At 45.0% G+C, this 22,378-nt stretch carries 20 protein-coding genes and 1 pseudogene; 2 read left to right on the top strand and 19 right to left on the bottom strand.

What is annotated here, in order from left to right:
* The 15 genes from LAY41_RS16395 to hetZ form a co-directional block, all read right to left on the bottom strand.
* Window positions 1-609: a Uma2 family endonuclease gene (locus LAY41_RS16395; RefSeq protein ID WP_249099952.1), complete on the bottom strand. Its 609-nt coding sequence runs from the start codon at window positions 607-609 to the stop codon at window positions 1-3.
* 45 nt (window positions 610-654) lie between these two features.
* Window positions 655-1,275: a hypothetical protein gene (locus LAY41_RS16390; protein WP_249099948.1), complete on the bottom strand. Its 621-nt coding sequence runs from the start codon at window positions 1,273-1,275 to the stop codon at window positions 655-657.
* A 144-nt stretch (window positions 1,276-1,419) separates the two neighbouring features.
* Entirely contained in the window at window positions 1,420-2,679 is a 1,260-nt protein-coding gene (locus tag LAY41_RS16385) for a putative CRISPR-associated protein (protein ID WP_249099945.1), read from the bottom strand.
* Window positions 2,680-2,691: 12 nt separating this feature from the next.
* Complete coding sequence (gene cas6 / locus LAY41_RS16380; RefSeq protein ID WP_249099942.1) at window positions 2,692-3,459, bottom strand: CRISPR system precrRNA processing endoribonuclease RAMP protein Cas6; 768 nt, start codon at window positions 3,457-3,459, stop codon at window positions 2,692-2,694.
* Window positions 3,459-4,754, bottom strand: coding sequence for a type III-A CRISPR-associated RAMP protein Csm5 (gene csm5 / locus LAY41_RS16375; protein WP_249099939.1), 1,296 nt, complete (start codon window positions 4,752-4,754; stop codon window positions 3,459-3,461). The genes cas6 and csm5 overlap by 1 nt, the downstream gene beginning before the upstream one ends.
* A gap of 4 nt (window positions 4,755-4,758) precedes the next feature.
* Window positions 4,759-5,868 carry a type III-A CRISPR-associated RAMP protein Csm4 gene (gene csm4 / locus LAY41_RS16370; protein ID WP_249099935.1) on the bottom strand — a complete coding sequence of 370 codons (1,110 nt, stop codon included), beginning with the start codon at window positions 5,866-5,868 and terminating at the stop codon, window positions 4,759-4,761.
* Complete coding sequence (gene csm3 / locus LAY41_RS16365) at window positions 5,819-6,802, bottom strand: type III-A CRISPR-associated RAMP protein Csm3 (RefSeq protein WP_249099933.1); 984 nt, start codon at window positions 6,800-6,802, stop codon at window positions 5,819-5,821. The genes csm4 and csm3 overlap by 50 nt, the downstream gene beginning before the upstream one ends.
* A 2-nt stretch (window positions 6,803-6,804) precedes the next feature.
* A complete protein-coding gene (csm2, locus tag LAY41_RS16360) occupies window positions 6,805-7,680 on the bottom strand; it encodes a type III-A CRISPR-associated protein Csm2 (RefSeq protein ID WP_249099930.1) in 876 nt (291 codons plus the stop codon).
* Window positions 7,681-7,763: 83 nt separating this feature from the next.
* Window positions 7,764-8,033, bottom strand: coding sequence for a hypothetical protein (locus tag LAY41_RS16355; RefSeq protein ID WP_249099927.1), 270 nt, complete (start codon window positions 8,031-8,033; stop codon window positions 7,764-7,766).
* A 162-nt stretch (window positions 8,034-8,195) separates the two neighbouring features.
* Window positions 8,196-10,517 (bottom strand): type III-A CRISPR-associated protein Cas10/Csm1, encoded by a 2,322-nt coding sequence (gene cas10, locus LAY41_RS16350; RefSeq protein WP_249099924.1) that lies wholly within the window; start codon window positions 10,515-10,517, stop codon window positions 8,196-8,198.
* A gap of 247 nt (window positions 10,518-10,764) precedes the next feature.
* On the bottom strand, window positions 10,765-11,241 hold the full coding sequence (locus LAY41_RS16345) for a hypothetical protein (protein ID WP_249099921.1): 477 nt from the start codon (window positions 11,239-11,241) through the stop codon (window positions 10,765-10,767).
* A gap of 161 nt (window positions 11,242-11,402) precedes the next feature.
* Window positions 11,403-11,594, bottom strand: a complete 192-nt coding sequence (locus tag LAY41_RS16340) for a hypothetical protein (protein WP_249099919.1) — start codon at window positions 11,592-11,594, stop codon at window positions 11,403-11,405.
* A 53-nt stretch (window positions 11,595-11,647) separates the two neighbouring features.
* Window positions 11,648-14,011: a transglutaminaseTgpA domain-containing protein gene (locus tag LAY41_RS16335; protein WP_249099916.1), complete on the bottom strand. Its 2,364-nt coding sequence runs from the start codon at window positions 14,009-14,011 to the stop codon at window positions 11,648-11,650.
* Between the two features lie 109 nt (window positions 14,012-14,120).
* On the bottom strand, window positions 14,121-15,218 hold the full coding sequence (locus LAY41_RS16330; RefSeq protein WP_249099913.1) for a hypothetical protein: 1,098 nt from the start codon (window positions 15,216-15,218) through the stop codon (window positions 14,121-14,123).
* Window positions 15,219-15,246: 28 nt separating this feature from the next.
* Window positions 15,247-16,374: a heterocyst differentiation protein HetZ gene (gene hetZ, locus LAY41_RS16325; RefSeq protein ID WP_249099911.1), complete on the bottom strand. Its 1,128-nt coding sequence runs from the start codon at window positions 16,372-16,374 to the stop codon at window positions 15,247-15,249.
* Window positions 16,375-16,680: 306 nt separating this feature from the next.
* Here hetZ and LAY41_RS16320 point away from each other — a divergent pair, with 306 nt between their 5' ends.
* On the top strand, window positions 16,681-17,169 hold the full coding sequence (locus LAY41_RS16320) for a hypothetical protein (protein ID WP_249099908.1): 489 nt from the start codon (window positions 16,681-16,683) through the stop codon (window positions 17,167-17,169).
* Between the two features lie 53 nt (window positions 17,170-17,222).
* Here LAY41_RS16320 and sds read toward each other — a convergent pair whose 3' ends face one another.
* Window positions 17,223-18,194 carry a solanesyl diphosphate synthase gene (gene sds, locus LAY41_RS16315; protein WP_249099906.1) on the bottom strand — a complete coding sequence of 324 codons (972 nt, stop codon included), beginning with the start codon at window positions 18,192-18,194 and terminating at the stop codon, window positions 17,223-17,225.
* 654 nt (window positions 18,195-18,848) lie between these two features.
* Here sds and LAY41_RS16310 point away from each other — a divergent pair.
* Window positions 18,849-19,064: a hypothetical protein gene (locus tag LAY41_RS16310; RefSeq protein WP_249099903.1), complete on the top strand. Its 216-nt coding sequence runs from the start codon at window positions 18,849-18,851 to the stop codon at window positions 19,062-19,064.
* Window positions 19,065-19,165: 101 nt separating this feature from the next.
* Here the strand turns inward: LAY41_RS16310 and murI are convergent, their stop codons facing one another.
* The 3 genes and pseudogenes from murI to LAY41_RS16295 all read right to left on the bottom strand — a co-directional run.
* Window positions 19,166-19,996, bottom strand: a complete 831-nt coding sequence (gene murI / locus LAY41_RS16305; protein ID WP_249099899.1) for a glutamate racemase — start codon at window positions 19,994-19,996, stop codon at window positions 19,166-19,168.
* A gap of 31 nt (window positions 19,997-20,027) precedes the next feature.
* Complete coding sequence (locus tag LAY41_RS16300; protein WP_249099897.1) at window positions 20,028-21,779, bottom strand: N-acetylmuramoyl-L-alanine amidase; 1,752 nt, start codon at window positions 21,777-21,779, stop codon at window positions 20,028-20,030.
* 415 nt (window positions 21,780-22,194) lie between these two features.
* Window positions 22,195-22,358: pseudogene (locus tag LAY41_RS16295) on the bottom strand (cation:proton antiporter); the annotation flags it as partial.
* Window positions 22,359-22,378 lie beyond the last annotated feature (20 nt).

Genomic DNA, 22,378 nt, shown 5'->3' with positions numbered 1-22,378 from the left:
CTATGCTGCAAACACTTGCTCTGCTGTCAGCGCAAGTTCTGGAAAAGTCCGCGATGCAATTCTGTCATTACCTCGATATGGAGTACATTGATAAACCCCATTTTCATCCAGTAAGTAGACAAAAATTGTTGGTACTTTGGGATTGCCCAAATAATTCCGACTACCTAAAGCCAAATAATCTACAATCCAGTATTCCGCAATTCCTAACCGTTGATACTCATCCAGCTTATCGATATAGTCATCCTCCCAATTAGTAGATATGACCTCCACAGCTAACTGTAGAGGTTCAACAAAAGCAGTATAAGCAGAAAGGTTCGAGTCCCAGAGCGCTTTGTCTACTACACTCACATCAGGAAATCGACCTTGTTCTCTACCATCTGGCGTGAGTGTCCTCACCATAATTCTACCTGAAACTCTGTAATTAAGATTGAGATTTTCAACCTCTCTATCAAACTTTCTGACAAGAAAATCTGCTGTATTGTCATGTTGTCTTGTAGCTAATTTTCTCACAATTTCTCCATCAACAAGTTCATAACGACCTTCTTCATCAACCTCTAGCTCAAGAAATTGCTCAAAGGTTAGTAGTTGTTTGACTTTAGTTACGGTCATAGTTTATTCTCATCTCGATCGATAGAATTATGGAAACCAGAAAGATTAAGCAGCCACGAGTTCGCCTACCTGTAATTCGCACTGTTGGAAAATGTAGTTAACAGCAGCAAAGAGTTTATCCAGATCCTGGATCGTGTAGAAGATACTATTTCTAGTAAAGACATTTGCTTCCAGTTTGCCAAATTGCCATATTCCTCCATTCGAGACAATGCCAAATACAATTATATCTCCTTCCTCATTAAGTTGTTGCGCGGCCACCATTTCTGCTAAACACTGTCCCCATCCCTCATCAAATTTATCTTGTTTTGCCTCAACCAAAAGTAAATAAGGTTTGTCAAATACCACTTTTCCCAAAGGCGATCGTTTAGCCAAGATATACTCAGGAAAACCGGAAAGATTCTGATCGTAAGTTAGTGACTGATGACTCCACAAGATGAACTTGCTACGATAGCACTTCCAAACTTCTTTCAGAAGGGGATAAATCAAATTTTCACAGATGGCAAATTCCGAGTTATCAACTACACCGTCCCGCATCACGGTTTGTAAGTCTTCTCGGAAGTAATCAGAAATACTAAACTCGGTTTCGACAATAAAATCAAATTCGGTGTAGGTAATCTGGAATTCTTTGACAACTGCACCGATACTTTTGTAACTGCTGAAAGACATATTTACCTCATGAATGGATTTATACTGCTTGAATGCTGGAACAGTTAGAGAGCTTGAGACTTTCAACTTGTCGATCGAACTTTCTAGCAATCGCCTCTTTCTGTTTCTTCAAAGCCAACAGTAGAGACTAATCACAACGTAACGCTAATTTTCAGTAAGCCGATTCATGTCAGCTACGCAAGCCGCACGCTGTTCTGGTGTGTTTGCTGATGTCTCAACAATGAATTTGACTGTCCATGTACCATTGCTGAATATGCCTTCTATTTCCTCTCCCCTCAACCGAAACAGCACTGGGGACGGCAATGTTGGATTCCAGTAATCTCCGTAGCAAGTGCGGACATAGGGACATTCATCGACGATTTTCTGGAGAAAATCAAGAATAGGCTTCCGGGCATTTCCCCAGCCGTGATTGGATAATCGAGGTGTTCTTTTCTCATTTTCTAGCACAGGAGAAGGCAATACTCGGCTACGAACCGACTCGAATCTACCCTTGAAAGTCTCATGGAAAATTTGACCAGTGGGTGAAATTTCGAGGTACACCTTCCCATCAATGTCTACTCGCTCAACTAAAGCTTCCATTCGTTCATCCCATTCTTCGTCTACATCTTGCCATGCCACCATTTGCTCTAAATCTTGCCTTGCAACCATTCCCTTGATTTTCTCCCAACGCTCAAGAGCAGTAAGCAATTCACTTTTCTCTAACCATAGGCGGAAATCAAGACTGATTGGCATGGGTGGGAAAGCAATAATTTCACTGAATAGCTCGTGCTTGTAGTAAACCGGAACCTCTAGTGCTTGACCCATCAGCACCCCGATGGCAATCTGCGCTTTATATCCACCAGTCGCGTTAATAGCACAAAATTGCGCTTTTTTGTCGTAAATAATCCGGCTCATCTTTTTGGCAAGATTACGGAGTCCTTTGGTACGAAAAAGTTTAGGCTGTGCGTCCTGAAGATGCTCAATTTCCTGCGGCTCGGTGTGGTGTCCTTTCTGCTTGTAGTAACGTCGAAGAATCTCAGCAATATGCTGACCGTCCGGTGTTGCTGAGTGGCAAAAGAAAAGAGTACAGTTTTTTGTACAATACTCACGCTGAATTAAGTCAGTTATGGAGTTAATCTCAGCACCACATAGTCTTGTTGTCCCTGGAACTCTACCCAAGAGTTCTGCTAAATGCTCAAAGTCCTTTTCATCTAAAGCTGCCTCGCAGTCCTTTTTATCTAAAGCTGCTTTTAGTTTATCTGAAGCTGCTTTTAGGCTCTTGATGAATTCGTATGACAAATATTGCCGATCGTCTTCTGGTTGTTTAGATAGCCAATTTTCGTAATCTTTTTCAGCGGATGGAAGATTAAACAGATTTGGCTTAAAAAGACTTGTACCAACAGTGCAAATGAGTGTACTTTTCATAATTTTTTCTCCTTAATTTTCCAACTTAACATCTGTTTGCCCCATTCCCAATCGCGTTTTCGCGCCAGTACCAGCAAACTGAGAATATTGTACTAGCAAATTAGCCACGTTCGCCAATAATGGATCGGTATGGGGCAAAACTCTCAGCGTTACTTTGCCGATAAATCCGCTGACATATCCCTTTTGAATTGCAAAAGTAGTAGTGTGAATCTTATGATGGCTAAGTGCGATCGCACCATTCAAATACACTATCAATTCATCGCTTCCCAAATAAACAGGCGCAAAATTATTCCATCGTTCCAACCAACTCCGAAACATCAAACTTGGTACAGGAAGTGGCAAATGAACGCGATTTTGAGCGAAGGTTGTTGGCGTTTTGAATTGCAACTCGAAACGCCTGACTGGTTCTGGTTCATTCGCCACTAAATTTGTGTATAATTCCTCATAGCTAGTGATTTCATCTTCACGATTTACGACATCAAATTTGGCACCGAGAAATTCCAGAGATGGAGAGAGATTGAGGGATGCGATCGCTTGACCCGCAACTTCCTGCAATCCACACAAAGATAATCGATAAAACTCATCTGGCTGGAAAGTCAAAAAGTCTCTGGAAGTGGAATAGTAACCCAGAATTCCTGAATAGGAAATAGAGGGAATCGCCTCGCTTCCTATTTCTAGCCTTAGCTGTTCATGCAACCGCTTCACCAGTTCCAAATTATAAGCGGGGGGTAAAATTGTTGTCTCGGATAAGCTTAAAGTCCAGGTAGAACGAATTAGCATCACTTAAATTTTACCCATCCCGGCACGTATTTAATCTCGCCACTCGATCCCACAACAGTTCGCCTCGATTTTGGCGCTTCAAAATTCGGAGCAGCAATACCAGCAGCATCGCGAATTTCCGCTTTCAACTCTTCTTCCAGCAGCAAATCAATGGTAGTGCCATTCATCCCGCTACCCCATCCCATTCTTAAGCTAAAGGGACATTTTTCTGCTTCGTAGATAGCACGAATATCGGTAAAATCTAAATTTTTGCCTTGAGCATTTTGATTGTTTTTGATACTCTGCCAATAATCATGTTCTGCATCCCATTGTTCTTGGGCAAATTCTTGACATATTTTTATGATATCATCAATAGTTTGAAAAGGAATTTTCATGCCTTGTCGGTGATGAAACCAAGACAGCATCTCTGTATCCAAGCTAAGGGTAAATTCAGTTTGCACGTTACGCACCATCTCAGCATAAATAGAAGCCCGATATTTGGCTGAATAATTGGAAAATCTACTAGATACAATTACTTCTGCCAGAACAGGCACATTTAGAGCAACTTCCTTACCGCGTTTGTTGATAATTTTGTCTTCTAACAAAGGTTTGGAGTCTGTAACTTTAATCGCTCGCATAAAATCGGTATTAGGGCTAATTTTAAACTTAGAGGGAATTTCCTTACCTTGATAGGTGAGGGAAAAGTCAGCAAATAAATCATCCATAAACAATTTATCGTCTAGAAATTTCTTCTTGTGACTGTTAGCTATATCCCCTTGCTTTAGTTTTTCCCGCAATTTCAACTCTATCTCGCTAACTCTCACCGATTTTGGTACTAGATAATCAGCTTCATGTTTGAGAAGATAATAAGCGATCGCAGTCCGAATTGCCCCTTTAATCGACGACCCAGGTATATACAATTGTCCCATTCCATTACGAATCATCGGGCGCAAATCTGTAATTTTCTCCTCTGTCCATTTTTGGCTAATTCCTCTCTTGGGAAAAATGGGATCGCCCTCTGCATCCGTCGCCTTCCACCACTCCGATCCAAATGCTTGTTCCAGTAATCTCCTGATGTCTTGATGTTCTTCGATCGCCAAAATATAGTCATCTAAAAAGCGCCCTCCCCGCTGCCGTAAAGCTTTCGCCAATGCTTCCTGGTTGGGTAGATAAACTTTTTTATCTGTCTGCACGTATTCAAACGGATTCAATTTAGATACGGCTGAACCAATATGTAAAATAGGACTGGTTAGCAGTATCTTTTTTGACTCATAAACTCCCGGTTTTTTGAGAGCAAATTCAGCAGAGGCAACCATAATTTTATTGCTCGTTTACTTTAATAGGCAGACTTAAGCTAATACCACTTCGATAGATGGGATGTAGTTTGTATTCTCCGGGAGTAACATCAGCGAGTTTTCCTGATGGAGGCAAGGGAAAAACCGAACCTTCAGCAAACATTCGCACCATTTTGCGGCGCAGTTGATAACCAGCAATCCAACCTCCACGTTCTAGAATTTCATAGCTGGCATCATTTAGTAATCCATCCGGTAACGGCAATTCCCAAAATAAACTAATTAGACAGTGATGATTTCCTCCGATAAAAGCGATCGCATTTTTCCAGGATTCATCTTTATCTAACTGAAACCACTCAATTGTAAAGAGTCCCGCACCGCTACTGCGTTCTCCTCCTATTCCTTCCTCACCCAGAAAATGCAGCGCTGCATGGAGGTTATCTTCTAAATGTCGATCGCTTTCCGAAAAGTGCAGCAGAAAGTATAAACCCGACAAACTATTGATATCATCACTGTTTTGTTCCCACAAGAATTGTACAAAACCCGTATGATAAAGGTTAGTAGCGCGAGTGATGCGATCGACTGCAATTTTCGGCTCTTGACCAATTTTAAAAGCCTTTTTGTAGTCAAAGGTTCCCGCTTGACATAAATGCCCATTAGATTTACCTTTGGTTTCGGCAATTAACTCTTCGCGATCGGTCCCTAAAAATCCCACTCCCTGATACCAACGCTGCCATACTTCCAAAGGCAAGTAGTTAAGTTTTTTGTATGTCTTGAAAAACTCCAAATCGTTGTCTTTGGGATAGTTGATAGGAAATTGAAGAGGACGGGGAAGATAGTAAATAGTGCGATCGCCTTCTTCCCGATAGATAAAGGTAGAACTTATCCTCACGGGTGGAGTAGACGAGTCGAGGAATTGCTGCAATAATTCCTCAACAGCATCTTTTTCAAACAAGCGAGCATAGGCACTAATCCAAGCACTAAATAAAGTATCCGATCGCACCCGTTCTCCCGTTTCCTCTATCCCAATTCCCACCTCTCCAAAATGAGCCTGAGTGCGCCCAAACTTGAGCTTTATTAATCTCCATTCACTCATCTGTACTTCCCTTTCCTGACAGTAAATTCTGCTGAATTTCATTGCTCAAACTTCCGAAATTATCCAGAAGTGCGGCAGTATCAGCGAAGCTTTGAATTGATTGGAGACTCGCTGCTTTTATAGTAGTGCTGGTAACTTGTTGGTATTGCGTCAAATTGCGGTAGAACAATTCCAATTTATCGAATTTAATTTTCCCGTAACCGCGAGAACCGTGTCCGCCAAGCGCGTCATCTTCGAGGATGGCGAGTGCGATCGCAATATTCTGCAAATCCTCCACAGCTTGATTTGCATCTTCAACCGTGTAAATTAATTCAAACTGGAATTTTGACCCTGCTGGTACGCGCTCTACCTGTCTGGGATTTGCTGCTGCTGTCACGCGATCGATCCCATTTTCAAACTTCCACTCAGTCATATATAACCCAGTATCAACTCTCTTCAGTTGTTCCGCCGAATCTTTGAATAAATGACAGTCTCGGACAATCAAACGAGCGGGAGCATTACGTCCTCGTTTAATCTGGATGTATTCCTCCCCTTTTATAATTTTCTTTGGATTATCTTTTTCATCTAATTCTTCCGCCGCCACAGCAGTTTTAAGCCAAAATTTCGAGCCACCAGTAGAACCAAATATCCGGCTAATTTGACAAGTACGAGCGCCTTCATAAGGTATATCCAGTCCGTCAATTTCTGTATAACCATCTGCTAAATCATCGCTTTCATAGCGATAAGTACCGCTTCCTCCCCCTCGATTTAGGGGTTTATTTAACAATCGCTCTAGAATCGAACGAAGTTTACCTTTAATTGACGATCCCGGCAAATAAGGATATTGTGTCAACGGATCGCGAATTATAGGCTTATCTAATCCTCCAATATCCAGGTTTTCCCCACCGCCGCCAATGTGCAAACCAGTTTCAACATTTAGCGTACTGGTGAGGCGAAATTTACCAAGTAAATGTTTTTGGGTTAATGATGCAGGCATAGTTATTTTCCACCTTCGGCTTTGTGATAGGCAATGATTGATTCAATCAGTTGAACCAGACGATCGAAATCTTCTGAGCTATATACTTTGTCGAGCGCTGCTGACATAACATCACTTAAAGGTTTGGCAGCTTTTTGTCTGGCGGCTGCATAGGCGAGTTTAGGTTTTAGTAAAACTACATCAGACTCAATTTTACCAAATCTTAATTTGGCTTTTTCCTCCTCGGTTTTACCCTGCTTAATAGTTTCATCTTCATCTTGAGCTAGCCTCGCTTTTAGCTGATTGACAGCATCCAAAAACTTGCGAATTTGGTTAGTTTCCAACCTTTGATTTTTTAGGTATGGGCCAAATTCCTCAGCGTGTTTAACCAAGTCGCGGATCGGATAGTCTTTGAGAGAGCTTAGCTTATCGATAGTGTCTTTAATTTCCTTAACGATATCCTTTGCTTGTGCAGTAGCAGTCTGGCTCTTCTCCCGAACAACAGAGTTAGCTGTATCGGTGGTTTTTTCTTGCTGACCAGGCTTGACAATTTGCTTTGGTTTTATAGGTTGTTGAGTCATAGATTTTGAGGTTAATTCAGTTTCTGAAAAATTTAAACTCTGTGGTAATAATCGCCGAGCTAAAGCATCCCGGTAATTTCGTTCGCGATTATTCCAAAAACTTGCTGGGATACCTAAAACTTGATCTAGTTGCAGCGCCAATTCGGTCCTAATTGCCGCTTTTCCAGCAATAATTTCATCAACTTCCTTTTTGGTGATATTGATTCGTTTTGCCAAATCATCTTGTGATATCCCAAGTTCTTCAATAGTTTCTAAAAGTGTCTCACCTGGGGGCGAAACATAGTCTGGTATATATTGGTTGACAATTACCTTATTCATGCGTGTCCTGATTCCTATATTTTACGATCGGTTGAGTAGTTCAATCCAAGTTGCGATCGCCAGCAAGTACCATACGTTAATGCCTATGACGAGCCTTTTCCTTGCTGACCGAATAAATATTCCAAAAGGCGGTGATTTTCTGTTTGCAATCCTTTAATATCTCTTTTTATCTCCACAATTTCTCCTTGCTGTTGAGCAATAACCCGCAGCAATTGTAAATGTTCTTGCTGACTTTGGAGTTGGCTTTCACGGAAGTCAGCCATGAGAATGACTAGAGTATCTACACGCCCTGTAAGCTGCTCCATCACTGTCTCTATCCGATCTATTCTGTCACCGTTTGATGCGTTTGTCATCGCTGTCTCTCCTGTTTACGGTTTAGTAATTCGATTCAAGTTGCGATCGCCTCATCCATTATTAACCAATATACCTTATTCTCCTTGCTGTTGCTGACCAAATAAATGTTCTAGAATTCGCGGACTTTCTGTTTGCAATCCTTTAGCCTGAGCTTGTCATGGCTATTTATCCTGTTTTGAACGGTTTAGTAATTCGATCCAAGTTGCGATCGCTCGAAAATAAGGCGCGTTATACGGACTCAGGAAGGAAGTCCTAACGGTTTGAAAGCAAGCAGAATCTCTCACATTATTCGGTAATCTTGCTAAAGTATAAGCTATTTTTGGTAAATGCAAATAATATCGCATATCTTTAATTTGCCCTTCATACTGTTGATGTTTTCGATTTTCTTCTACTTCCTTAATCATCTGCTCTTGCAGTTGAGCCGTCAGTAAAAGGTTACGGATAAAACTGCGAGAATAATTTAATTCTAGTTCTAATATCTTCACGAAAGGCAAAACCCCAAATAAACTCAACTCTTCTGTTCCGAGATAGGCTTTGGTTTCAGAGTTAATTACTTCTATATCTGCAACTTTTATCTTTTTGTCATTCCCCAGCCACTCATCCCACTTGAAAACCTGACCAAATAAACCTAAGCTATCTTTACCATTTCCTTTAGCCGCATCTTCAGCTTCACCCGATGCTTTTGCAGCTTGATATAGAGGAAATTTAACATCATCAATACTAATTCCTGCGGATATAGTAATATCTGGGTGTCTCCCCGTATAAGCACGAAAAGACTGATAAACATCAAAGGCAAATTCCACGACTTCATCCCAAGCACCACTAACAAATAAATCATCCCCTCCGGCGTATATAAACAGCAGATTGAGACGGTCATTGTCTGTTAGCTGTTTAATATTATCGGGTAAATTTCTCGTTCTATCTGCTGCTAAACTGTTTAGATAGACCTTAAAAAAGTAACTCATTTGCCTAGAAAGTCCAGCTAGCTTTGGTAAGATTTGATGTTTATGTTCGTTTAATCCTTTAGCAAAAATCTGTCCGAGTCTGTCTACATCCATTCGGAGATAGCCAACTCGATTGATTCCTTTGGCAATTTCTGCCATCTCACCCGCTCGGATAAAACCTGATTCTACTTCGCTACGCTTACCATAGTTTCCTAACAGCAGAGGTACGGGATTGCGAAAATTACGAAATCGATATCTTTCTACAGTCCAGTCATTTACTAACAATACTGTATTAGTACCTTTGACGATTTGTTTCCAGTCCTCAAATAGATGATAGTAAATATTGGCAGCAGGAAGTTTAGCAGTAGCAGGAAGTTCAAAAGAGATTCTAGGCGGTTCGCCTGCTATATCTTTTTCAGACGTTCGCACTATTGCCTTAACTCCAAACAATTTACCGCCCAAATCAAACATACTGCAACAAGTTTCGCAAGCTAAAACAGAATTATCTTCATTCAGAGGTTGCAAGTCTTCCTCTTTCACGTCATCCCGATGACAAACCTTGCAGGGTGTATGACTGTGATGCGGTTTTATAAATTCAGAAATTTGGTCGGCAAATTTACGCGATTTTTGTCCAGCCAAGTTCTTAGTGACCTTTGTCCAGTGAACAGCAAATTGCCGATCGCTAACATCTTGAACTGGAAAATCTAAGCAGTCGAGAGCCAGAAATACTTTGCCTTGAAATTGTTTCAAAAGCCATTGATTCAGTTGTTCGCGCACCTTTTCTACAGAGTCCTTTGTCTTGTCTGTAGCAGATGCCAATAAATATAAGTTGCCACCTCCGGCATAAATTACATTAGTGCGGGGTAACTCTAAACTTGCTAGGAGTTGTTGGACAACTTCTTCAGTGACTAATTCTAAATAAAAACTTCTAGCGCGGAGGGATTTGAGTGCGCCATCAGAAGAAATGGTGTAGATGAATTTTTGAATGCCTGACAGATCGCCTGCTACCAAACTCAGAGGCGTTGCTGCGGGATTTTTGGCTAACGCTGCGGCGATCGCTCCCGTACTCCGCGCTATATCGACCAAAGCGACATCGGATTCGCCAAAGCTGATATAGGAGCCAAATTTCTCGAAAATTAGCGTTAACAGCGACAGGTTTTGCCAGTCTTCCTGCTTTAGTTGAAGCTGACCAATTTCATCTTTAATTTGCAATTTCAGGCATTCTAGTTCTGCTGGTGTCGGTGGCTCAATTTGAGGATAAGGAATGTTGGGGTCACTATCTGCGATCGCTCGTGCAGGCCAATAATACTTTCTGTCTTGACCTTTATCGAGCTTTACTCCGTCAAACAACAACCTCAATGGTTTCAGGTTGCGATCGCTAGGCCAAGATAAAATATTCTTTGCTTTTGTAACAGCATCTTCCTCAGTTGAGGAGGGACAATTCTTAGCTAACTCCGGATCTGCCCAATCAAGAAGTACCTTGACGGCTTCTTGGGCAACTTGCTTTGCAGCATTGAGCGCAACATCAGGGTGAGTCATAGGACATCAATAAATAAATCAGTTGAGGGTATTGGGCGATCGCATTATTCTTTGTTAGTTCTGTGCAATTATCGCCTATGGGTGGAAGCAGGGTCTTCCATACCGCGATTTGTTGGTTTGGCGCGATCGCCCGAATGAATTTGGCACCTGAATCACAAGAATCCTGATAGCAATACTGGAGAAACCCCCTAATGACTCCACGGCGACAAACCGCCGCGATGTCATCGGGGATAGTTGGTTAGTTATGCTACTTAGCTCCAGTAGCTTTTTCTATCTGGTTAGCGCTGGGAGAAACTTCCAAGTCGAGTTTAACCCTTATACCGCCTGACATTGGGCCCAAAAGCATTGCTATAACTACCAAGCTGACAACTCCCCCGAAAACTATTGGGAGTGGACTTGTGAATTGTTGTGCCAAAAACTGTAGGATTACTGGTAAATGTTGCGACACATGGGGCTTACTGTTCGCCTCTAGATGCTCTTTATCTGGTTTGCTAGGTGTCTGAATGCTTTGACTGTTCAATATCTGCGAGTCAACGGGAGGCTTTGTAAGTGCTGGGGGTATCCCGTAGTAGTTGTGTGTCAATCCTGAATTTAGTGTCAGGTTAGGGTTGAGGCTAACAGGAGATTGAGTTTTGATGTTGGCGTTAAAGAAAGCTGTTTGTGACCAAGGCTGATTAGGAGAATAGGTGCTTGCTCTGGGCAACTCGTCTGGATATGGTTTCATGGTAAATACCACTATAGGTCTAACTTATAATTATATCCCGATTTTTTAAATGAGAAGGGTATTTTAATATACAACACCAAAAGTTGCAGGGCTGTTGTATACCTCTGCTTACTTGACTTCTGAAAAAAGCCAGAGTACATTGATCTCAACAGAGTATTCAGTCAAAAAGCTTGCAGCGTGTTTTTATTGGCTGGGCATTTCCTAGCAATTCCCCGCAAGGGGATTGAAGCACGCAGTTTGATGAACCAAGGCTGATTAGTCGAATCAGTAATTAAAACCATCCCCGCAAGGGGACTGAAACGAGACACAACCACAAATTCATAGTAGAGCGTGCGATGTAGGCCCGATCGCATCCTCCTCCAAAAAAAAGCCCCCCTTTTTAAGGGGGGTTTGGGGGGATCTCCCCTCAACCAGTTCTCCTCCTTCCCATCTTCCTCAACTGCGACTTTCTCAAAACTTCCAATCGTCGCCGCAAATAACTCAAATTAGGAGACTCACCCCCATAACGCCACCTGACATAAGCTTGGGAAATTTCTTCAATCGCTTCCCCACGTTCATCAGCATATTGCTGACGCGACGCACTTGCATACTCAAACGGCGTATAAGCTGGATGTTTCCGCAAACCATGTTCCCCAAGCCATCTCAGCATTTGCTGATAAATACCTTCCATCGGATGCAACCTTTTCAGCCAGCGATGATAGCGCCAATATTGCCAACCATTCCAACCCAGCCAACCCAAGAAAGTCAGGCAAATTGCTACAATCAAACCAGTAAATAAACCCGTCCATCCTTGATTAAACAAAGCAAAAAACCAAACGATCGCACCAAATATCCACCCAATAATTCCACCGAATAAGTTATTCAGAAAATTATTTACTGGTGAAGGCAACCAACCCGCAATCCACTTCCATAACTTTTCAATTGCCGTAAAACTTTGGTTTTCTTCAATAGATGGTGGTATCAATGGATGTCCGGGAATTGGATCGAAAGCAAACCAACCGTATTTTGGAAAAAATACCTCTGTCATCAAATACGCATCGGTGTTTTTAACAACATACAAACCAGTAAAAGGATTGAATTCCCCCGGTGCAAAACCACCGACTACCCTGGCTGGAATGCCGATCGATCGCAGCATGATCGTGTAGACAGTAGCGAAATGATCGGCGTAGCCGCCTGTAATCTTCTGATTCGGAGGACTGTTTTGATAGCCAAACAGGAAAGCTGACACCAAATCTTCCTTATCCTTTAAAAAGGGCGGCACTTTTTCCAGCTTGTAATTAGGATTCTGTTTCAAGTACTGAGCTATGTAGAGTGCTTTCTCGTAAGCAGAGACGATCGGTTTATTTGTCTTGGCTACCTTCTGGGCATTGGTTAAGATTTCTTCAGTGCGTTGTCGCACTTTCTCCTTAATACCAGCAGGAACTTGCAGATAGTATTTCTGGATATTCTTGGAATATTTGGTGGAAGCTTTACTTAGAAGCGTGCGATCGCGATAAGGTACGTCCGAAATCACCGTGTAAGTCAGCCCTTCAATTAATCCCGGCCCTCTGATACTACCCTCTGTATCCACCGCCACCTGCTGCGCTGGAAAGTAAAGATCCTTAGCATTTGCCATTGCTGGAATTAAGTTGGGTAACTCAGACACCACCGTGTAAGTCTGAACTACCTCCTGGATCCGATTGGCGGTAAAGGCTGGAGGTAGGATAAATTTATAAGACCAGCTGGGGCGATCGATACTAAAAGCTTGTTTATTGCGAGAAATCTCCCAACCTTGACCAGTGTAGCGATCGAACGCCAGCACTCGCCAAAATCCCTCTGCTTGCGATCGCACCCTCAGCACCACTTTCGGCTTCAGAAAGCCCCGCAGATTCTGGTTAATCTTCTCATTAAAACCATAATAAAAAGTATCATCCAGTTCGCCTGCCCCTTCTTCCTTGTTTTGTCCCCTACCTGTACCGCTACCTTCCTTACCCTTCCTGCCTCTATAACCCGGATTATTAACGTTACTGGGGTCTAGATTATCTGTAAACTGGATCGGAGAACTGACTGGGAACGTCCGCAGTTGATAACCCGGTACTCTGGGCAAAAACGCAAAAATAGTCAGCCCCAGCCCCACAACTACCAGCAACAAAAAACTCAAGCGTCGTAAAGGAAAAGGCAAAATTAATTTTGGCTTTTTCCCCCCTTCTCCCATTTCGGTTGGGGAACGTCTTCTAACCGTTTCTAAGAGTCCCAGGCGCGATCGGTAGTCCAGCACCAAAACCGGCAAAGCGATCGCTAAAAACAACAACAGCAGCGGTGCAAAAGCCATCGTCTGACTCAGGGTAGCCGCCACCCCCAACAGAATCAGCCCAATTACCATCGAATAGCCCAAATCCTTGCGGCGAGGCAAGTCAAAGCTGTGCAAAACTTGCAGTTGAATTAATAATTCAGCTAAGATCAACCGCGTATCATTGAGAGAATCCCTCAGATTCGAGAGGAAATACGCCAACGCGCCCAGCATTCCGATCGCAATACAAAACTTCACCGGGATATTAGGCTTGCGGCGGCTATACCAACTCCACGCCGCACCCACAATACTCAGCGGCACAGCCCAAAAGCTTATCTGCGTTTCAGCCGCCACATCAGTAGCAATAATTCCCACCACCACCAAAGCCTGCACCAGCACTCGCAGCCAGAGCGAATCTTCCACTTCTGGCACCGGCATCCTCTCCAACCGCTCCCGAAACTTGGCTAAAAGCGGCGTATTTCGCAGTTTGTCAAAAGTCATTTGTCAATTATCAATAGTTATTTGTAAGTTGTCAGTGGTTACTGCTCGTTTCCCACTATCCACTATCTATTAATGTAATGACTAATGACCAATGACCAATGACTAATAATTACTGACCGCTAACCAATACAGCAAAAATTAACGGTTTCTGACCCAGTTGCTGAAACTTGACCTCTAAAGGGTAACTGCGATCGGGTTCCAAGTCAAACAATTCAACACTCAAGCAACCCGGATCGGGACGCTGAGTGGAGGCTAGAGCCTGACCCCCGCGAAACTTCAAACTACCACCGCAAGGAAATCGGCCTAAAATCCGTACAGATGTAATTGACGGCTTCTGGAGTTGATATTCCACCTCAAGCGTCAGCAAACCAGCAGTAGTGAGCCACTCTCGTTCCACCGCCAGCTGAGTTGGTGAAACAGCCAGCGTCAGAGAGCGAATAATCTGCCTCCCCGCCAGCAACAACAATACCATTTGTTCGGCCAAGGTCGCCGCTTCGTAACTGCGCGGAAACTTGGGCGTTTCTTGGAAACAGTCCACCGTATCCGCACTTTTACCAGCAGTTGGCATTAACACCTTGTCAGCAAACTTGTTCAGCATCTGGGAATGACCCGGAAATAAAGGCTCCACCGCACGCACTAATTTGGTCGTTTCGGTTCGTGAAGATTGCACCACCGCTTGACATCGGTCTACCAGTTGGGCAGAAATCTCTGGCGAGATGGATACTGGCAGCTTAAACTTTTGTAGCTCAGTCGTCCACAAATGCCTTTCCGGTATCGACTCTGGCTCTACCCTAGTAGGAACGTCGGGTTCGTAGTCAGAAATCTCTGTTTCCCACGGAAATAATGGTGGGTTCTTTTGGATCTCCGTCTTTAGCCGACGCTTAAGGATCGCCTGGAAACGGTCTTGCACGGCAGGAATGTCGCTTGGTTTCTGCGGGGTTTGACGCAAAACCTCCGAAGTAGAGGTGCGGTTGAGTGTAGCGTTCAATACTTCTGACTCCAGTAGATCGAAATCATCTAATTCCCAATCTTCTATATCACAATCGCCTAGCTCTGAGTTAAGAAAATCCTCATTATGAGTTTCTGAATTAGAACTCTCCCTCCCGATCGAAGGATCTGAGCAGCAGTCCAGATCTGGTAAAACCAGATCTGTTTGCAGTAACCAGGCGAAGAATCGTTCAGGGAAGGCTTCTATGTCTCTGTTCATCAGTCCATGCACCCGATCCGGACACGAATTAATTGCGAAGATCCCAGGCTTTTTCTAGAAGCTTAAACCACTGCTTCTGGATTTGGGTAATTGTCCAACCTAAATTTTGTGCGATTTCTCGATCGGACAGTTTTCTTTGTTTCGACTCCAGTAAGCTCAGCTGCTGCGGCTCCAAACTCGCCACAAAAGCTTGCCATTCCTCCGGCGTCAAGCCCAGATTCCTTTCTAGGTCTGCTTCTAACCACTCATGCACCAGTTCCCACCGATGCAATAGAGCAAATCGAACTAAATGATATTTAAAACGCTGTTGCAAATAATCCCGCTGGCGCGGAGTCAAACCCATTATCGCTTCTATTTCTTGGGCGGTAAGGTCTTGCAGGCGTAAGGAGAAGTAGTTGGCGCAGTCCTCCTGCTGGCGCTCTTGTAAGTAAACCATCAACTCGTTGATCACTGACTGGCGCAGCGAATCTTCCTGGTTGGGCGCTTCTTCTTGAGTCCCCATCACCTGGCGTACCTGCTGCACCAGCGCCTCATCCCAGCCAGCCTCTGATTCTGACGCCCCCCCTTCAGCAGCTTGTTCCATATCCACAGATGTTTCCGGCGGTTGCTTTTGCACAAACGCTTGTGCCCGCAAAACGATCAGCTGCTGGCTCCGGTTGTTGGAAAAGCGAATGCGTCGCTTGGCGTAACGCTCTGTAAAAGCCAGATATTCCGCCAATTCCAAAAGGGTGTGGGGACGATAAGTTGAACTTGTAGGTGCTAGCTGGGACATGGCTCCTTCTCGGCGAAAGGCACTCAAAGCTTCTACATAAAATCCCTGTAGGAAATCTTCAATCAAGGTCAACCGATTTTGATAGATCGATGACGCTCCACGTGGTGTAATGTAACGATAGACAATTGCACTCAGCGTACTGTGTAATTCTACCCGTCCAGCTTTTGACCCCAGTTTGTAATAATTGAGGCACTGCTGTAAACGATGATGGGCGAGTTTTGTCGCCCAAGTTTCGACAGCGCCCAGCGCTTGGATGCGCGTACTTTCATTACAGATTCGAGTTACTTCTGTTGCTAAACGCGCTGCTACTTCGCGACAATTCAGCTCTGAAGCACGGGTAGACTGCTTAAGTTCGTTGAACAGCAGCTCAAAGATAGCCTCCACGCTAGCAGATCTCTCCCAAGCTCGTTGTTATTGGGCTCGTTAAATTTAGCCCGTACTTAATTTAACGGCGAAGCCTTAGACCACCCATTTCTAAATAGATTGCATTCGGTTTCCCGATCGGTAACCAGAATTTAGTCTTTCCCCAAGCAGGCGATCGAATCAAACCAGATCTGGGTTATCCCCCAGATTGCCCGCATTTTTTTCTCAATGCTATCTCTCTGCGACGACGCTAGCACACCCAACTGCGATCGATCGGTTGAGTGGCTAGACTCAAAAGTAGACGATCGGAGCTAGTGAACTTGACCTATGAATTTAGATCGACAAATACAGGCTTTAATTGACAATGCACCTCAAGATGGGCATACGACCCAGGCGATCCAAGCGATCGGCCCAGATCTCAAGCTCCTGGCTCAGCAATTGCGCCATTCCCAGTACTATATTCTGCAAACCTTGGAGCGGGATTGGGTCTTGACTACTTTAAGCAATCGCGCTAACCCCGGCGACCAAAAGCAAGTTATTTACGCTTTTTCAACTCTCCAAGATGTCACAGCCGATCCAAATTCCCTTAAAGATCCGCAGGTGCTAGCCCTGCCCATTCCTGTCACCCATATTTTGTTTCAAATGCTGGCTATGAACGGGGTTTATAGTACTGTTTTTTTTGACACACCAGGCAATCTTTCATCGGGTACAGAATTGCGTCGGGAAGATTTACAAAATTTAATCGAGGCCCGATTGCAGCAAAATTACAAAGCACCCCGAAATACTAAGATCCATCTGCCTCCCGATATAGCCTGAATCAATTTTAGATTTTGGATTTATAGTAAATCTGAAATCTAAAATCTAAAATTCTAATACAGCCGACTCAAAACGTAGTCAGCCATGTCGATCAAGGCTTGGCGGGACTCTGAGGGCGGTAGATCGGCAAGATATTCAACGGCGCTTCTCGCTTCTCGCGTAGCCAATTCACGGGCACGCTCAATGCCCATGCCTTCATCGATTAATGCGATCGCTTGCTCCAAATCCCCAGCTTTAGAGAACTCCCGCTCGATCAGCACCTCCAAGTAGCGTTTTTCTTCTAGGGCAAATATCGCTGGCGCAGTCAGATTGCCACTTTTGAGATCCGAACCAGCCGGTTTGCCCAAAACTTCCGTAGAACCAGTAAAGTCCAAAATATCATCCACAACTTGGAACGCCAGACCGATATGACGCCCATAGCGATATAAATTTTCCGCCATTTCAGCAGAAACCCCACTTAAGCAACCAGCCGCCTTAGCACTGTTGGCCATCAGCGAAGCGGTTTTGGAGTAACTTTTTTGCAGATAAGCCTCGATCGATAAACTCGTCTCGAAGCGATTCAGCCCTTGCTGAATCTCCCCTGCTGCCAAATCCATAATTACCTCGGATAGGAGTTTGACCACTTCCAAGTTATCCAGGTTGGCTAAGTACCAAGAAGATTGAGCAAACAGAAAATCCCCTGCTAACACGGCGATGCGGTTGCCAAACAAGCTATGCACCGTGGGCACCCCACGCCGCACCTCTGATTCGTCCACCACATCATCATGCACCAGGCTAGCAGTATGTATCATTTCCGTAATCTCCGCCAACCGCCGATGACGGGGAGTTATCTCCCCATCTAGCATTGTCGCCCGCGAAATCAGGAGGACAATTGCAGGTCTCAGCCGCTTTCCCCCTGCTCCAAACAGGTGTTCTGCTGCGGCAGACAGGATAGGGTGACGCTTACCAACTAGCTGTTTCAAGTTCTCCGACAGCAAACGCAGGTCTGTTTCAACAGGCGAAAAGAGTGAGGTAGTTGAGGTCATGGATCTGCCGGTTTAGGCGTGATAATTTTTAGCGGTGGATTGTCAAGAAATTTAACATATTCTGTCCTCATTTTAAGCGAAGCCTCTCGCAGATGAAATAAGGCTAGGTACAATTGGCCAGTTTCCGATCCACGAAGATCGGCTGGCTGGGGCAGTAGGTATATCAAGCAGGTGCATGAGCAACTCCCCCGATCTACTCGATCGCTGATGAACAAGGTCTTTGAAAATTGTGTAGAATTTTTAAGCATTTTTCCAAATATGCTCTAAAAGCCAGGAACCTTGTGATAGTCTATATAATAAGGATTTCCAAAAATTCAACAAAACGCGGCAAGATTCTTCCACCATAGCCTCAAGCTATATGGGCGAAAAATGCCAAAAAAAGAGTATAACGACAGCGCCTGTAAGCGAAAACCTTGCTTGACAAGGAAAGACAGTGTTCGCAAACAGATTCGCAGTCAGATACGGACTCTTAACGCTGCCATCCAAAGCAACCGAGAGTTGCTATATTTTGCGCGGCCAGAGTTGACATTTTTCACTTCTAAAGTTCATGGTTCATTGCAATTAACAATGAGCGATGAACAAGCTCTGGTATGAAATTTTATTACACCAGTGCGTATATTTGGAGGCGGTAGTTTCTCCAAGCTTTCTGTTCCTATGACAGCCGTCAGAGCGACTGGTTTGCTCGTGCCTGCTGACAAAAAGTTATTAGTATCAAATTTTACGTTCCTCCGCTTTACTCCTAAGTGCATTATGGTTTACCGCGATATGCCCCTGATGATTCCCCTTATAGCGACTGGTTATTTACTAGCCATTTATGTCTTGTTGATCCTCGCTCAACGGTCAGGAGCTTGGCGACGCCCGGAGGGTTAACTCAGGTTAACCAACAGCAAGCCTGACCTTGTTTATCTTGACTGCCGTTATACCCCCGCTATATTAGGTAATCCAATTAGCGGTGGGATGATGTCAATAGCTCATTCTAATGATTCTAGCGGCACTTGCTGGAATGGAACAGATACGGGTAAGCACACTTGCTCGACAAGTGGCGTACAACCGAGCCACTGTACTGACAATTGAGCAAACCGATCTGGGTCTCCACTGACGCAGAAACGTGTAGGCTGTGCCGGACTTGTACTCCTGAGTCCTAAAAGATCGAGTTCTTGAGCTGCTGCGGCTGCAACGTATACTGCCGGATCGACTGTACGTATCGATCGCGGCAAAATTGCACGCAACACTGGTGCCAGATGGGGATAGTGGGTACAGCCGTAAATCAGTGTATCAATTTGCTGCTGTAATAAAGGAGCTAAGTATTCCTTCGCCACCTCATAGGTATAAGCATCGTTAATGCGGTTTTGCTCAATCAGGGGCACGAATGCGGGACAACCGACTTGCCAGACTTGGACAGTTGGATCGATTTCCTGGATAGCGTGACGGTAAGCATTACTGGCGGCGGTGGCGGGGGTGGCAATCACGCCAATCCGCTTGCCGATGCTGACGGCAGCACGAGCGCCGGGGAGGATAACTCCTAATATGGGGACATTGAACTCGGACCTTACCGTCTCTAGTGCCAGAGCAGAACTGGTATTGCAAGCGACGATTACCATTTTGACGCCTTGGAGCGTCATCCAATGGAGAATCTCGCGCACGAACTGCAAAATTTCTGCCCCGGAACGGTTGCCGTAGGGCAATCGTGCTGTATCGCCAAAATAAAGTATGGATTCCGATGGCAATTGTCGGTAGAGTTCTCTCAAGACGGTGAGACCGCCGACGCCGCTGTCAAAGACTCCTATTGTATCAGTGGTCATTTGTCCTTTATGAGTGATCGGTTGTGCTTGATTAGTAATTTTGCTGAAGGTATTGGAGAATACCACGGGCGATCGCAGCTGCCATTTGTCTTTGATAAGCTGGGGAAGCGAGTCTGGGGGCATCCTCCGCTCCTGTGACAAAACCAACTTCTACTAAAACCGCAGGCATGGGATTATTTCTCAGGACATAAAATCTGGCCTGTCGTACCCGACGGTCTGGGAGGCCAATGCTTTGGAGGATGCTATTGTGGATAGTTCGGGCCAGACGTTCGGCCTCGCTGCTGCTGTAATAATAGGTTTCCAGTCCGTTAATGTCGGGGCGAGTCATATCGATCGCATTGGCATGGATGCTGACGAATAAGTCGGCATTCACTCGTCTAGCAATCTGTACCCTGGGTGCGAGGTCAACGAAATAGTCATCGTCCCGCGTCATCACGACCTGAATATTCTGCTTCTCAAGCAGCCTCTGCACCTCTCGTCCGATCGGCAGAATAACGTCTGCCTCGTGCAGCCCCCCAATCCCTATTGCTCCCACATCCTTGCCGCCGTGTCCCACATCTACAACTACTACAATCCGGGCATTGGGATTGCGCGATGGCAGGGGTCTGGGATAATCCGTGACTGAACTGGGCACAGGATCGGTACGGCTGGGTGGAGGAACCGAAATTTCCCTTGAGCCTCTTAACGGTAGGGCTAAGAGTTGAGGTGAAGGCTGATTGATGTCCCCAATCTGCACGCCAGAAGCGGGTAGTACCAGAAGTACGACCGTAGAAGGGTCTACCTGTCGCATACGCAGCCGCAATACGGGACTGTTTGCATTTGACTGCGGTTCCCGGACTCTAGAGGCAAGTTTAGCGGCAGGAATGGTAATGCGGTAAGCGCCAGACGATTGGTCCCAGCCGCTAGTGTAAGTAAAAGGCTGGTTTGCTCGGATTAAAAGCTGATTGCCACTCACTTCGACTGACTGAATTGTAGCCAGTCGATCGTCATTATTGCGATCGGTTGCTGAATCCTGTCCCAAGGTCGGCAACACCACAATTCCACCCAAATTGCTGACCTTGGCCTGCCAATCGGGGCTATCTTTCGACACCTGCAACGTCAGGCGGGCTAGAGGCGGTGTTGTTTGGACTTGGGTCAGCTCAATCCGGCTGACTCCGTTTCTATTAACGGATAAGTCTTTTAGGATTAATTGGGGAGATAAAGCAGTGCCTTCGAGGTCGATATCAATAGTGCGATCGCTTGAACGCCGCACGTTGACCGCTGGGTTAGGCCCGCTGGTGCGGATAAAAAACCCATCGGGCGTCACCTGTATATCCTCGATTTGGGTTACCGAAGCAGAACCCCCTGTTGAGACATCTAGAGAGGCGGCAGTGTTGCTTCCTCGATCATCCGCACGAGAAGGGGTTGGCAGTTGCACCAGCCACTGTCTGGGAGAAATTCCCTGAAATCTAACCTGCTGTGGGTCTAGCGTATAACCGGGGTTTAATTCAATCACCAGACGAGTGGTTTGGGAGTCTAACTGCCCCACCCGTAGCTCTCGGAGTGCGCCCCTCAGTTGCTGATTTACCGTCGAACGGACGAAAGCAGTACCGGGTAGATCGATTACCAAGCGAGTTGGATTGAAAAGCAATTGCGCTTTCGGTTGAACGCCGCTGTCAGTGGTAAAAACTAGCCGATTTCGATCGGCATCAAAACGCCAAGATTGCAGTCTACCCGCACTGGCTGGAGATGACAGCAGAAATAGGCTCAAAACAGTACTGGGTAGTAGCCAGTGAAATTTCACTATAGTTTCTCCTGATTTTCGTCGCCCAGCAGCATAACTTTTATCGGCTGGTAAGGATTCTACTTTGAGTCACAGGTTTGGATCTGAGTACCCGTGCTTATAATAAGTACACAGTTTGAGGCTGCGTTGAACAATACCACAACTTACCTCTGCACGCGCTGCCCAGCACAAGTAAATCGATTTTGGATTCTAGGATAATGGAATTGACTCCAAGGATGAATCCGGCTGGCTCTAAAACCCTTTAATTTAAACAGATCGCTATTTCTGCGATCGCACTTTCCTCACACCGACGCTGTTGATACACCCCACGCTGCTGGGAGTCTATTACCCGAAGCCCCGTCTGGAAATGGGCAATGACTGAGCATAAAACTTTTTTTCAGGTAAGCAATTACGCTATCCGGATCTAAGTATTCCTAAGTCCACTTGCCGAACCAACGCCTGCCAAAACGAGTCCTACTTCGCCTCGTCTAATCCCCACACCTAGAGCCAAACGGTTGATTTGAGGTTGACCAAATACCGTCCAGCAGTGACAACCTTACCAATAATAGCGATCGCAATCAAGAAGATTGCTTGCATCAACCATTGCTTCCGCACAAATC

The sequence above is a fragment of the Argonema galeatum A003/A1 genome (assembly GCF_023333595.1).
GTDB lineage: Bacteria > Cyanobacteriota > Cyanobacteriia > Cyanobacteriales > Aerosakkonemataceae > Argonema > Argonema galeatum.
Note: the sequence above shows the minus strand (reverse complement) of the source record. Positions and strands in the feature narration are given on the sequence as shown.